We start from the raw sequence: 12,027 nt of genomic DNA, 5'->3' as shown, positions 1-12,027 counted from the left end.
GTAGCGGTTCCCCCCCCCCCCCCCCCCCCCCCTCCCCCCCCCCCCCCCCACCCCCCCCCCCCCCCCCCCCCCCCCCCCTGGGCCGGTGGCGGTGCCCTACGATGGCCGCGTGTTCCTCTCTCGTGACTAGGGCTCCGGATGGCGACCGCACCCCGGTGGTGCGGTCCTTCGGCGTCCCGGTACACCGGCGCGCGGCGCGCGCCAACCCCAGAGGAACACCTCCATGTCTTCGTCCTACGCGACGGTCCTGCGCACCCCCGGCGCGGTCCGGCTCTTCGGCGCGGCCCTGATCGGCCGCCTCTCCTACGGCGTCGTCCCGCTCTCGCTCCTGCTCGCCGTCACCGGCACGACCGGTTCGTACGCCCGGGCCGGCTGGCTGGCGGCCCTCTTCGCCACTTCCAACGTGCTGCTCTCGCCCGTACGGGCCGGGCTGGTCGACCGCCACGGCCCGCGCCGGACCCTGCCGCCGATGGCGGCCGGGTACGCGCTGGTCCTGCTCGGCCTGGCCGCCGCCACCTGGCGACCGGACACGCCGTACCCCGTCCTGCTCGCCCTCGCGGGGGGCGGCCGGCGTGCTCGCACCGCCCCTCGGGCCGGTCACCAGGGCGCAGTGGAGCGTCCTGCTGCCGGACCCGGGCCTGCGCCGGCGCGCCTACAGCCTGGACACCGTGGCGGAGGAGCTCCTCTACGTCACCGGCCCGTTGCTGGCCGGCCTGATCGCCGGGACGACGGCGCGCCCGGCGCTCGGCCTGGTGGCCGGGGCCGCCCTCGTCCTCGGCGGCACCCTCGCCCTGGCCGCCTCGGTCCACGCCGCGCCGGCCCCCGCGGACGCCGGCTCCCCGTCCACCGCGGACCGAGCGCGTCCCTGGCGGCTGCTGGCCCGGACCCGCCAGCCGCTCGCCGCTGCCGCCGCGGCGGGCACCGGGCTCGGCGCGTTCGGCCTGCTGGCGGTGGTGTTCGCCCAGCGGCACGGCCAGGCCGCCGACGCCGCCTGGGTGCAGGCGACGCTGGCGGCCGGGAGCGCGATCGGCGGGCTGGTCCTCGGCGCCGTGGACTGGCGGGCCTCGGCGCAGGCCCGGCTCGCCGTCCTCACCACCGCCTTCGCGGGCGCACTGGCCCTGACCGCGCTGGCTCCGACGCTCCCGCTCCTGGCGGCCCTCGCCGCCCTGACCGGCCTGACGGTGGCACCGGCCCTCGCCACCGCTTACCTGCTCACCGACGAACTCGCCGGCCCGGGCCGGCGCACCCGGGCCGGTGCCTGGGTCAACGCCTCCTTCAACGCGGGTGGTTCGGCCGGGACGTCGGTGGCGGGGCTGCTCGCCGACCGGTTCCCGCTGTCGCTCTGCCTCGTCCTGGCGGCCACTCCGGCGTTGGCCGCCCTGGCCGCAGCGCGCCCCGGGGCAGCGGCTCCGGGCGGTGCGCGGCCGGTGGGGGAGCTGCCCGCAGGTGCGGGGACGGGCTCGGCCGAATCCCGGGGGAAGGGGCGGTAGTTGGGTGGTGGTGTGGTGCTTGCCGACGCGTGGGGCTGACCGGCCCGGTTCGTCGTGCGCATCGACGCGGATGGCTGAGCCGGTGCGGTCGGTTGGCGCTGGGCCTCGTTCTGGCGGCTACCCCCGGCTCTGGTCGCCGCGCGCGCCCCGCCGCGCGCGCTGCGGGGCGGCGGCTTCGGGCGGTGCGCGGCTGGCGGGTCGGGGAGCTGCCCGCCGGTGCGGGGGGGGGCAGGGTCGGCCCGATCCCGGGGTGGTGGTGTGGTGCTTGCCGCCGCGCGGGGCTGACCGGCCCGGTTCATCGTGCGCATCGACGCGGATGGCTGGGCCGGTGCGGCCCGTTGTCGCTGGGCCTCGTTCTGGCAGCCACTCCGGCTCTGGTCGCGCTTGCCGCCGTGCGCGCCCCGGGGCGGCGACCGTCACCCGGGATCGGCACGCATTTCGACACCGTTGGCCCGATCGGCATCGTGCCGCTCGACCCCGCCCGGTCGAGCACGCCACGGCGCTGATCCGGGCCCGTGTCCGTGTCAATGCCCCTGGAGCTGTGGCGTGCTGCGGAAGGGTGGAAGGGTGCGGTGTCGTGGCCATCGCCATTGGGTGCGGACTCGGGTGGCGGCGCGGCCACCCGGGAAGCCGCCCGCCGCTGCCGAGGTGGGTGGTTGGGAGGCGTGAGGTCCCCCGGCGGCGCCGGAGTCAGGCGAGTCGGTCCGGAGCCGGGAGGCGGGTGACAGGCTCGTCGGCCCAGGTGTAGACCTCCAGGCCGGACAGGTAGCCGTCCCGGGCGAAGAGCAGCACGCCGCCGACCGGTTCGCCGTCGGGGTCGTGGATCAGCGCCTCGGCGGCGGGATCACGGGTGACGGGCGCGGCCGGTGCCACCGTCCGGTCCAGGCCGAAGTCGAGGCTGGCGCAGGAGCAGCGACAGCGGCCGGTGACGCGCAGGTGGGGCAGCTGCGCGAGCAGGGCACGGTGGGCCGGGTCGTCTCCCTGGAGGAGCGCCTCCAGGAGTCGGACGGCCTCGGCGGGCGGTGGGTCGTCGGTCGCGTTGGTGGCCATGGCCTGATCTGATCATCCGGCCGGACAGCGGATCGAACCGGTGTCCGCGCCCGCCGCCCGAGCCGCGGGCTACGCGTCCCCGCCGTCGGCGGCCGGTGCGGTGGCCGCCTCCATCGCGCTCATCCGCGGCAGCAGGAAGAGCACCGCGACCAGCAGGACCAGCAGCAGCCCGCCGCCGACGAAGAGCGGGGTGCGGATGCTGCTGACGGAGGCGATCCAGCCGCTCAGGGCGGCGCCGGACATGATGCCGATCCTGGCGAGCAGCATGTAGCAGCTGTTGACCCGGCCGAGCAGCTCCTTCGGTACGACCTGCTGGCGCAGCGAGATCGCCTGGACGTTCCAGGTGACGATCCCGAAGCCCAGCACGACGTACAGCGCGGCCACCTGGGCCACCGAGGTGGCCAGCCCGGTCAGGATGAGCGAGGAGCCCATCAGCAGGAAGGAGAGGGCGATCCGGGTGCCCCGGCCGAGCACGCGGCTGAGCCGGCCGGCCAGGGTGCTGGCGGCGGTGCCGCCGATCGAACCGGCCGCGAGCACGATGCCGTACGAGGCGGCCGGAGCGTCGATGACCCTGGTGACCATCAGGACCATCATCGTGGTGCCCATGAAGCAGGCCAGCGCGCCCAGGGTGGAGAGCACGGCCAGCATGCGGACCTCGCGGTGGCGGACCAGCCAGTTGACGCCCTCGCGGATCTCGGTGAGCACCGGGCGGCGGTCGGCCCGGCCGCTGGGAGCGGTGGAGCGCCCGGTGGCGGCGACCAGGAGGGCGGCGAGCGCGAAGGAGACGCCGTCCACCGTGAACGGGAAGGCGGCGGCCACGGCGAACAGCACCGAGCCGAGCAGCGGCCCGATCAGGTTCCCGCCGACCAGCATGTTGGCCTGCATCCGGCCGTTGGCGGCGTCGAGTTGGTCGGGGCGGACCAGTTCCGGGATGGCCGAGGTGGCCGCGTTGGAGAAGACCGTCTCGCCGCAGCCGAGCACGAAGGCCAGGGCGGCGAGCGCGGCCAGCGGAGGGGAGTCCAGGAAGACCCAGCCGGCGAAGCCCAGGACGATGACGGCGCGCCCGGCGTCGATGGTCCACATCAGCCGCCGCCGGTCGGTCCGGTCGGCGAGCACCCCGGCGTGCAGCGACATCAGCAGGAAGGGCAGCGACGCGGCGACGGAGACCACGGAGACCGCGCTGGGCGACTCGGAGACCGCCACCGCCAGCAGCGGCAGGGCGGAGTCCCGCATGCCGTCGCCGACGAAGGAAATCGCTGAAGCGGACCACAGCAGATTGAACTTCCGGCCCAGCTGGGGGCGGGTTTTGGGTGGCTTCGCGGCCAGCTCGGCTGAGGTCACCGACGCAGTATGTCATGTCCGCGGAGGGTCGCCGGAGAGGTTTCCGAAATGTCGGGGTTGTGGCGAACCGCCCGTGTTGGCAAGGGTGTCCGGATCGTCCGTGACCATCCGGAGTGTCCGCTGGGAGTTCGCCGGGTGTTCGCTGGGTGTGCGCGGGGTCCCCGGTGGCCGCGTCCCGGGCGCGGCGGCGGGGCTCAGCCGAGCCCCCAGACGCCCTTGGCCAGGGTGGTCAGCCCGCCCGCCAGGGCGAGGGTCAGCACCACCAGTCGGGCGCGTGCCTCCGGCACCCGTGCGGCGAGCAGTCGGCCGACGGCGGCACCGCCCGCCAGGGCGGCGGCCACCAGCCACCAGGCGGTGACGGACAGCGTGGGCGCGCCCTTGGCGCCCAGCGAGAGGGCGTTCACCACCACGCCGTAGAACTGCGCGTTGGGCACGAACTCCCCTGCTGTCCAGCCGGTGTTGACGGCGTACAGGGAGACGGCCGGCCCGCCCACCCCGGCGGCCGAGTTCATGAATCCGCTGGTCGCGCCCGCGACCAGGGCGCCGCCCACCCCGCGCAGCGCGGTGGCCCGCGCCCCGCGCAGCACCAGCAGCGAGGCCGCGCTGACCAGGACGCCGATGCCGATCAGCAGCCCGGGCGCCGGGACCTTCGCCGCGACCCACGCCCCGGCCGGAACCGTGCAGGCCGCGGCGAGGATCAGCGGCAGCATCGCGGTCAGCCGCACCTGGCGCCAACTGTCCAGCAGGCCAAGGGCGCTGATGGCACCGGCGGCGACGTTCGACAGCCTGACGCCGTCGCCCGGGCCCAGCAGCAGCACCAGGACGGGCGCGGCGACCAGTGCGAAGCCGATGCCCGCGAGCCGCTGGACGGAGGCGCCCAGCAGGACGGTGCAGCCCAGGACGAGGTCGGTGGTCAGGCCGTCGGGCATCGGGTGCGCTCTCCTGTCGTGGGTTCGGGTGCTTCCTGGCCGCCGGGCGGCCCCGCCCGCACCCGGGGAACGGGCGCGAGATCGGCCGGAGCCGTCCTCGAACTCCCGCCGTCCGCCCGGAACATGGCGTCGTCCGGCAGGCACGCAGCCCGGCAGGCACGCGGCCCCGCAGGCACGCAGCCGGGCAGGCGCGAGTTCGAGGACCGGCCCCGGGCTCAGCGCTTCGGCAGCGCGTCCGCGGACTCCGGCAGCGGATAGGCGCCGACGTCCACCGGGCCGGGCAGACCGGTCGCCGGGCGGCCGGGTGCGGCCGGGTCGAGCGTCGAGGGCTGGGCGGGTGGGGCCGGCACCTGGCTGAACGGGATGCCGGGCGGTGACTGGACCGGGCTGGTGCGGCCGAAGGGCGGGGCGGTCCGGCCCTGGACGGCACAGTTCGCCAGGTTCTCCAGGTCCTCCGGGCTCTGGACGGACGGCTGGTTTCCGGCGAAGCAGTTGGCCGGGTCGGCGGAGGCCAGCACCAGGTCGGTGCCGTTGCCGGTGGTCCGGTTGCCCTCGACGCGGTTGCCACTGGCCGGGTGCCCGGGCGGGTCGGTGATGACGATGCCGACCGCGCGGTTGCCCTGGACCAGGTTGCGCTGCACCTGGTTGCCCGTGCCGCCGCCGATCCCGATCCCGATGCCGTAGCCGCCGTCGGCCTGCTGGGGGGTGTCGGTGGCGTTGTTGTCGGTGACGACGTTGCCCACGATCACCGCGCCGTGCTGCGGCGCGAGGGCCTCCAGGTCGTTGGAGTTGACGGTGACGCCGACCCGGTTGCCGGTGACCTTGTTGCCGACCACGGTGAGCCCGTCCGAGGCGTTGGTGATCTCGATGCCGACGGCGTTGCGCTCGACCGTGTTGTTGCGCACCAGGGTGTCGCAGGGCTTGCACTGGCCGACGTAGATGCCGGAGTCGGCGCCCCCGGAGGCGTACGAGTCCTCGATGACGCCGGCCTGCGCGTCGAAGGCGTAGATGCCGTACAGGCCGTTGTTGTACGCGGTGACGCCGCTCGCCCGGAAGCCCCGGAGGGCCGGGAAGCGGGTGGTGTCCAGCGGGTTGTACGCGGAGCCGCCGGCGCCGTGCTGCTGGAGCTTCTCGTCGGTGACGCCGGTGAACAGCACGCCGTTGGCGAGGTAGCCGTGGACGGTGAGGTTCTCCACCACCGAGCCGGGGCCGGAGGCGGCGATGCCGTTGACCAGCCGCAGGCCGCCGTCCAGGACCACGGTGTTGCGGTCGGTGCCGCGCAGCACGATGTTGGGCTTGGTCAGGCGCACGCTCTCCCGGTACGTGCCCGCGTCGACCAGCACGGTGTCCCCCTCGTGGGCGACGTCCACGGCCTGCTGGATGGTCGGGAAGTTCTGCGGGACGCGGACGACCGTGCCGCCCGGGTGCTTGGCGTCGGAGGAGGACGAGCCGCCGGAGGAGCACCCGGCGAGGGCGGGCGCGAGGGCGAGCGCGAGGGCGACGACGGCGGCGAACGGGGCGGACGGGCGGTGCCGGGGTCCGGCCCCCGGTGTGCGGGCGGTGGCGAACCGGGAGTGACGTGTGGTCAAAAGTTGCATACGGCGTGTTCTATCGTCTCCAATGTCGCTCATGCATGCCGAAAGCGGAAAGGCGCCGGACCAGCCGCGCACCAGCAAGGGCGGTGTGGACCGCCGGGGTCTGCTCGCCGGCGGCGCGGTGGTGGCCGCCGGGCTGGGCGCGGGGGCCGCGGCGCTGGCCCTGCGCGGCGGGACGGGCGGGAACGGCGGCGGGAGCGGTGGGGGGAGCACTCCCGGCCGGTCGGCGCCCCCGGAGCAGCGGGCGCTGCCCTTCCACGGCGAGCGCCAGTCCGGGGTGACGGCCGCGCAGCAGCCGGCCACCCAGCTGCTGGCCCTCGACCTGGCGCCCGCCGCGACCTCGGACGGGCGGGCCGCGCTGCGCGCCCTGCTCGGCGAGCTGACCAGGGTGCTCGCCGAGGCGCACGGCTGCGGATCGGCGGACGCCCGGCTGCGGGACGGCGAACCGGCCGGTCTCACCAGCGTGGTGGGCGTCGGCCCGGAACTCGCCGCCCGGCTGGCGCTGAACGTCCCGCCGGCGCTGCTGACCGGGCTGCCCGCCTTCCCGGGGGACAGGCTCGACCCGGCGCGCGGCGGTGGCGACCTGGTGGTCCAGCTGTGCGCGGCGGACCGCTGGCCGCTGTCGGTCGTCACCGAGCAGCTGGGCGCGGTGGCCCGGGCGGCGGGTGCGACGGTGCGGTGGACCCAGACCGGCTTCCTGGCCCGGACGGCCGGGGGCGCCACCCCGCGCAACCTGTTCGGTTTCAAGGACGGTACGGCGAACCCGACCGCGGAGGAGAGCGGGCAGTGGGTCTGGGGCCCGCCGGGCCCGTACGAGCACGGCACGGTGCTGGTCTACCGCCGGATCCGGATGGACACCGCCGCCTTCGCCGCCCTGCCCGCGGACCGTCAGGAGCAGGTGATGGGCCGCCGGGCCGGCGACGGCTCCCCGCTCACGGGCACGGCGGAGCACGACGAGCCGGACATCTACACCAAGAACCCGGACGGCTCGTACGTCCTCCCCGCGACGGCGCACGTGCGCCTGTCCAGCCCCCGGCTGGACGGCGGCGCCCGGATGCTGCGGCGGGGCTACAGCTACGACGACGGCCCGGGCGACCGGGGCCTGCTGTTCTGCGCCTTCGTGCGCGACCCGGCCCAGTTCACCCGGGTCCAGGAGCGGTTGGCGGCCCGTGACGCCCTGAACGCCTTCATCGAGCACACGGCCTCCGCGGTGGCGTACGTCCTGCCGGGGGCGAAGGAGGGCGGGACGCTGGGGGAGGGGCTGTTCGGTTGAGCCGCCACGGGGAACGGAGGACGCGTTGAGCCAGGAAGACGAACAGCCGCTGTCCGGCGGCAACGTGAGCGCCGGCGTGGTCCGCGTCGGGGACACCGTACGGCGACCGGCCGGGCCGTGGACGCCCGCCGTGCACGCGCTGCTGGAGCACCTGCACGCGGCCGGGTTCCGGGGGGCGCCGCGCCCGCTCGGCCTCGACGAGCAGGGGCGCGAGGTGCTGACGTACCAGCCGGGCCCGGTGGTCTGGCCCGACCGCTTCGGGCTGCTGGGACCGGCCGAACGGCTGGCCCAAGTCGCCCGTCTGATCCGGGAGTTCCACGACGCCGTCGAGGGCTTCAGGCCGCCGCCGGACGCCCGGTGGCAGGTGCTGATGCCGCCCGGGGGCGACACCGGCATCATCGCCCACAACGACCTGGCGCCGTGGAACCTGGTGGGCGGGGGTGAACACCCGTGGTCCTTCATCGACTGGGACACCGCCGCCCCCGGCACCCGGCTCTGGGACCTGGCGTACGCGGCGCACGGGTTCCTGCCGTTGTCGGCGGACCCGGACTGGCGGCTCGCCGACGGCGACGCGGCGGCCCGGCTGCGGGTCTTCGTCGACGCCTACGGGCTGGACGAGGGCCAACGGCGGGAGCTGGTCCCGCTGTTGGGGCCGAGGTCGATGGCCATGCACGACTTCCTGCGGGACCGGGCCGGCCGTGGCGTCCAGCCCTGGGCGCGGCTCTGGGCCCAGGGACACGGGGAGGCCTGGCGCGGGGACGCCGAGTACATCGAGCGCCGCCGGGAGTTCTGGCTGGGCGCCCTGCTCGACGGTTGAGCGCTCTCCTCCGAGGCCGGGCGCCCCGACCGACGGCCGAGTGCCCTGACCGACGGCCGGGCGCCGACTCCTGCGCTCCTCGACGGCCGAGCGCCGGCTCCTCCGGCCCCGGGCGGCTACCAGTCGGCCGGGAGGCGGGACGGGCTCCTGGTGGTGCCGCCGAGCTGCCAGTCGAGCTCCGAGACCGGGGTCGTGAGGCGCAGGCCGGGCAGGGCGGCGGCCAGTCGGCGCAGGGACTCGCGCATCTCCAGGCGCACCCGCCAGGCGCCGACGCAGTAGTGCGGCCCGGCGCTGAAGGCGAGGGTGGGGGCGGGGAGCGGGAGGCCGAGGTCGGCGTCGAGGCCCCCGGGGTAGACGGCCGGGTCGCGGTTGGCGCTGTTGAGGCTGACGGCGACGACGGCGCCGGCCGGGACGGTGACGCCGCCGACCTCGACGGCCTCGGTGGTGCGGCGGACGGTGGCCTGGTCGTCGCCCAGGGGGATGTAGTGCAGCAGGCGTTCGGCGGTCCGCTCGGCGGTGTCCGGGTCGGCCAGGCGCGGCCAGTGGTCGGGGCGTTCGCCGAGCAGGTACACCAGGGCGTTGGCGAGGGCGCCGGCGACGCTCTCGTTGCCGCTGGCGGTGAGCCCGGCGACCAGGAAGACGAGGGACTCCTCGGGGACGCCGCCGTCCTGGTCGGCGGCCCGGACCAGCCGGCTGACCAGGTCGTCCCCGGGCTCGCGCCGCCGACGGGCGACCAACTCGGCCATGAAGGAGCGGAATTCGGCGAGTGTGTCGTCGTGGCCGGCGGCCCGCGGCTGGTCCGGAGCGCCGCCCTGGGCGAGCAGCGCGAGGGTCCAGCGGTGCAGCCGGTCCTCCTCCAGGTGGTCCGGCCCCTTCCCGTCGAGCCCCATCAGCCGGGTGGTGACGGAGAAGGGCACCGGCCGGGCGAACGCGGGGACGAGGTCGGCGGGCGGTCCGGCGGTGACCAGCCGGTCGACGTGCTGCTGGACGGCGGCCGCGACCCAGGGCTGCCAGCCGGCGATGGCCCGCGGGGTGAAGGCCCGCTGGACGGTGCCGCGCAGCCGGCGGTGGGCGGGCCCGTCCTGGTTGAACAGCGAGGCCGGATTGGCGGCCACGTCGGCGGTGGAGCCGGAGGTGCCGACGTCATGCAGGTCGGCCCGGGTGACCCGGGGGTCGGCGAGGACCTGCCGGACGTCGTGGTAGCGGGTGATCAGCCACGCGGGGGTGCCGTCCGGGAGGGTGGTGGGGTGAGGCGGCTGGGCGGGGGTGACGGGGAGCCGGTGGAGCGGAGGGAGGGGGGTCCCGGTGTCGGCTGAGGCGGAGTCCATGGGTCCCTTCACGGGGTGGGCGGTCCGGCTGGTCGAGGGGAAGTGGGGCATCCAATTGTCGTATTTCCATATGAGATTGGACGCTTATGGTGCTTCTCCCGTTACATACCGATGGTATGCCCTCAGCGCCCCCAGTCGGGCGCCGGATCGTCGGGCAGCAGCGGCCGGATCGCGCCCAGCACGGCACCGACGCAGGCGTCCCGCAGCTCGGTGCGGGTGCAGGTCTCCTCGGTCAGCCAATCGATCACCAGGACGCGGACGAACACCAGCCAGCTGCGGAGGACTTGGGACACCGCCCGCCGGGCGGGCTCGTCCCCGAGCGGGAGGACGCCGAGCAGCCGGGAGCGCAGGGCGTCGAGCTCCTCGTCGATGATGGTCTGGATCACCTGGTCCCCGGCCAGCACCCGGTTGGCCGCGAGCACGGCGTGCCGGTTGGCGACGAAGTAGTCCAGGTGGGCGTCCAGCCCCTCGATCAGCTGATCTACCAGGGTGTCCGCCGGGTCGAACCGGGTCCTGGCGAGCAGGCCGTCGGAGGCCTCCCGGTAGACCGCCGCGAAGAGTTCGTGCTTGCTCGCGAAGTGCCGGTAGAGCAGTGCGCGGGAGACGCCCGCCTGCTCGGCGACCTCCTCCATCAGCACCTCCTCGTACGGCCGGGCGGCGAACAGCCGGGCGCCGACGGAGAGCAGCTGGGCGCGCCGCTCGGCGGGGGAGAGTCGTCGGCGCGGTGGGTGGACTGACATGCGGGCCAGGTTACTTGACACGTGTCCACTAGCGGGCGCTAGCGTGGAGACGCTCACTAGTAGACACGTGTCAACCAGGCTCCCGAGGGGTGGATGGGTCATGGCCAAGGCGTTGCGGGTGCTCGCGTGGACGATGGGCATCGCCTGTGTGGTGATCGGCTTCGTCCACATCCTGATGGGGAACGCCGCGCTGCCCGGCGTCGCGGACGCCGGCCCGACGGTCGACAGCTTCGGCCGCTTCATGGGCGCGATCTTCGCCGGCTACGGCGCGGCCTGGATCCAGGCCGCCCGGCGGACGCCGGTGCCGGCCCGGTCGGTGCGGTGGCTGGCGGCGGTGTTCCTGCTGGGAGGCCTCGGCCGGGTGCTGTCGATCGCCGTGGCGGGGTGGCCGCACTGGTTCCAGCTGGTGCTGATGGCGATCGAACTGGCCCTCCCGGCCGTGTACTTCCTGCTCGCCGACGCCGACGAACGCGCGCGGGCCTGAGGCACGCGGTCGCGCCCGGTCACGGCGCCACCGCAGTCCACCGCGCGGAGGTGCCGTCACGCAACAGGGGGTCGTCGGGGCTGTACGCGGCCCGAGGGGTCGGCGAGGATCTGACGGACGGGCAGAACGGTTTTTGCGCAGGCGATCGAAGGGACACCCATGTCAGGCCACAGCACCCAGGTCGACACCCGCTGGCTCCGCCGCTACCACCCCGTGCCGGAGGACGCGCCCCGCCTGGTCTGCTTCCCGCACGCCGGGGGATCGGCCGGTTACTTCCACCCGGTGTCCGCCGCCGTCTCCCCGTACGCCGACGTGCTGTGCGTCCAGTACCCCGGCCGGCAGGACCGCCGGACCGAGCCCGGGATCACCACGGTCGCCGAGCTGGCCGACCGGCTGTACGAGGTGCTGCGGCCCTGCGCGGACCGGCCGTTGACGTTCTTCGGGCACAGCATGGGAGCGGTGCTCGCCTTCGAGGTGGCGCTGCGCTTCCACCGGGACGGCCTGGACGCCCCGGCCCACCTGTTCGCCTCCGGGCGCCGGGCGCCCTCGGTCCACCGCGACGAGCGGGTCCACCTGCTCCCCGACGAGGGGATGCTCGACGAGTTGGTGCTGCTCGGTGGCACCGGCCGGCAGGTGCTGGCGGACCAGGAGCTGCGGGACATGATCCTGCCGCCGCTGCGCAGCGACTACACCGCGATCGAGACCTACCGCGGCGAGCCGGACGCCGTGCTGGACTGCCCGATCACCGCGCTCACCGGCGACGCCGACCCGCGCGTGGCCGTCGAGGACGTCCGGGCCTGGGCGGGGCACACCAAGGGCGAGTTCGAACTGAGGGTCTTCCCCGGCGGGCACTTCTACCTGACCGACCAGGCCGCGGCCGTGCTCGGTCTGATCATCGCCCAGCTGACGGGGGCCCCGGCCGGCCGCTGAGGAGCGTCCCGGACACGGGCCCCCACATACCCCCACCCCGTAATGCGCGG

12 protein-coding genes are annotated in these 12,027 nt (G+C 75.2%); 5 read left to right on the top strand and 7 right to left on the bottom strand.

Annotated features, from left to right (window positions below; genetic code table 11):
• Positions 1–303 precede the first annotated feature (303 nt).
• A complete protein-coding gene (locus tag ACZ55U_RS12780; protein ID WP_465525452.1) occupies positions 304–531 on the bottom strand; it encodes a hypothetical protein in 228 nt (75 codons plus the stop codon).
• A gap of 41 nt (positions 532–572) precedes the next feature.
• Here ACZ55U_RS12780 and ACZ55U_RS12775 point away from each other — a divergent pair, with 41 nt between their 5' ends.
• Complete coding sequence (locus ACZ55U_RS12775; RefSeq protein WP_465525450.1) at positions 573–1,490, top strand: MFS transporter; 918 nt, start codon at positions 573–575, stop codon at positions 1,488–1,490.
• 690 nt (positions 1,491–2,180) lie between these two features.
• Here ACZ55U_RS12775 and ACZ55U_RS12770 read toward each other — a convergent pair.
• The 4 genes from ACZ55U_RS12770 to ACZ55U_RS12755 form a co-directional block, all read right to left on the bottom strand.
• Positions 2,181–2,540, bottom strand: coding sequence for a hypothetical protein (locus ACZ55U_RS12770; RefSeq protein WP_465525448.1), 360 nt, complete (start codon positions 2,538–2,540; stop codon positions 2,181–2,183).
• 69 nt (positions 2,541–2,609) lie between these two features.
• Positions 2,610–3,881 carry an MFS transporter gene (locus ACZ55U_RS12765; protein WP_465525446.1) on the bottom strand — a complete coding sequence of 424 codons (1,272 nt, stop codon included), beginning with the start codon at positions 3,879–3,881 and terminating at the stop codon, positions 2,610–2,612.
• 194 nt (positions 3,882–4,075) lie between these two features.
• Entirely contained in the window at positions 4,076–4,810 is a 735-nt protein-coding gene (locus ACZ55U_RS12760) for a TSUP family transporter (protein ID WP_465525444.1), read from the bottom strand.
• 215 nt (positions 4,811–5,025) lie between these two features.
• Positions 5,026–6,408 carry a right-handed parallel beta-helix repeat-containing protein gene (locus tag ACZ55U_RS12755; RefSeq protein WP_465525442.1) on the bottom strand — a complete coding sequence of 461 codons (1,383 nt, stop codon included), beginning with the start codon at positions 6,406–6,408 and terminating at the stop codon, positions 5,026–5,028.
• Positions 6,409–6,439: 31 nt separating this feature from the next.
• Between ACZ55U_RS12755 and ACZ55U_RS12750 the strand changes: the two genes are divergently transcribed.
• Positions 6,440–7,678 (top strand): Dyp-type peroxidase, encoded by a 1,239-nt coding sequence (locus tag ACZ55U_RS12750; RefSeq protein WP_465525437.1) that lies wholly within the window; start codon positions 6,440–6,442, stop codon positions 7,676–7,678.
• Positions 7,679–7,703: 25 nt separating this feature from the next.
• Complete coding sequence (locus tag ACZ55U_RS12745) at positions 7,704–8,495, top strand: phosphotransferase enzyme family protein (RefSeq protein ID WP_465525435.1); 792 nt, start codon at positions 7,704–7,706, stop codon at positions 8,493–8,495.
• 116 nt (positions 8,496–8,611) lie between these two features.
• Here the strand turns inward: ACZ55U_RS12745 and ACZ55U_RS12740 are convergent, their stop codons facing one another.
• Both ACZ55U_RS12740 and ACZ55U_RS12735 read right to left on the bottom strand, forming a co-directional pair.
• Entirely contained in the window at positions 8,612–9,823 is a 1,212-nt protein-coding gene (locus ACZ55U_RS12740; RefSeq protein ID WP_465525433.1) for a cytochrome P450, read from the bottom strand.
• 122 nt (positions 9,824–9,945) lie between these two features.
• Positions 9,946–10,563 carry a TetR/AcrR family transcriptional regulator gene (locus tag ACZ55U_RS12735; RefSeq protein WP_465525431.1) on the bottom strand — a complete coding sequence of 206 codons (618 nt, stop codon included), beginning with the start codon at positions 10,561–10,563 and terminating at the stop codon, positions 9,946–9,948.
• 100 nt (positions 10,564–10,663) lie between these two features.
• Between ACZ55U_RS12735 and ACZ55U_RS12730 the strand changes: the two genes are divergently transcribed.
• Both ACZ55U_RS12730 and ACZ55U_RS12725 read left to right on the top strand, forming a co-directional pair.
• Positions 10,664–11,047: a DUF4345 domain-containing protein gene (locus ACZ55U_RS12730; RefSeq protein ID WP_465525429.1), complete on the top strand. Its 384-nt coding sequence runs from the start codon at positions 10,664–10,666 to the stop codon at positions 11,045–11,047.
• Between the two features lie 159 nt (positions 11,048–11,206).
• On the top strand, positions 11,207–11,977 hold the full coding sequence (locus tag ACZ55U_RS12725) for a thioesterase II family protein (protein ID WP_465525427.1): 771 nt from the start codon (positions 11,207–11,209) through the stop codon (positions 11,975–11,977).
• Positions 11,978–12,027: the final 50 nt, after the last annotated feature.

The sequence above is a fragment of the Kitasatospora sp. NPDC034533 genome (assembly GCF_055575155.1).
The sequence above is the reverse complement of the archived record's forward strand: the minus strand, read 5'-3'. Positions and strand labels throughout refer to the sequence as shown.

Excerpts from the sequence above, each read along its gene's own strand:
- ACZ55U_RS12735 (WP_465525431.1), bottom strand. The coding sequence starts at position 10,563 with ATGTCAGTCCACCCACCGCGCCGACGACTCTCCCCCGCCGAGCGGCGC.
- ACZ55U_RS12730 (WP_465525429.1), top strand. The coding sequence starts at position 10,664 with ATGGCCAAGGCGTTGCGGGTGCTCGCGTGGACGATGGGCATCGCCTGT.
- ACZ55U_RS12755 (WP_465525442.1), bottom strand. The coding sequence starts at position 6,408 with ATGCAACTTTTGACCACACGTCACTCCCGGTTCGCCACCGCCCGCACA.
- ACZ55U_RS12760 (WP_465525444.1), bottom strand. The coding sequence starts at position 4,810 with ATGCCCGACGGCCTGACCACCGACCTCGTCCTGGGCTGCACCGTCCTG.
- ACZ55U_RS12770 (WP_465525448.1), bottom strand. The coding sequence starts at position 2,540 with ATGGCCACCAACGCGACCGACGACCCACCGCCCGCCGAGGCCGTCCGA.
- ACZ55U_RS12750 (WP_465525437.1), top strand. The coding sequence starts at position 6,440 with ATGCATGCCGAAAGCGGAAAGGCGCCGGACCAGCCGCGCACCAGCAAG.
- ACZ55U_RS12725 (WP_465525427.1), top strand. The coding sequence starts at position 11,207 with ATGTCAGGCCACAGCACCCAGGTCGACACCCGCTGGCTCCGCCGCTAC.
- ACZ55U_RS12740 (WP_465525433.1), bottom strand. The coding sequence starts at position 9,823 with ATGGACTCCGCCTCAGCCGACACCGGGACCCCCCTCCCTCCGCTCCAC.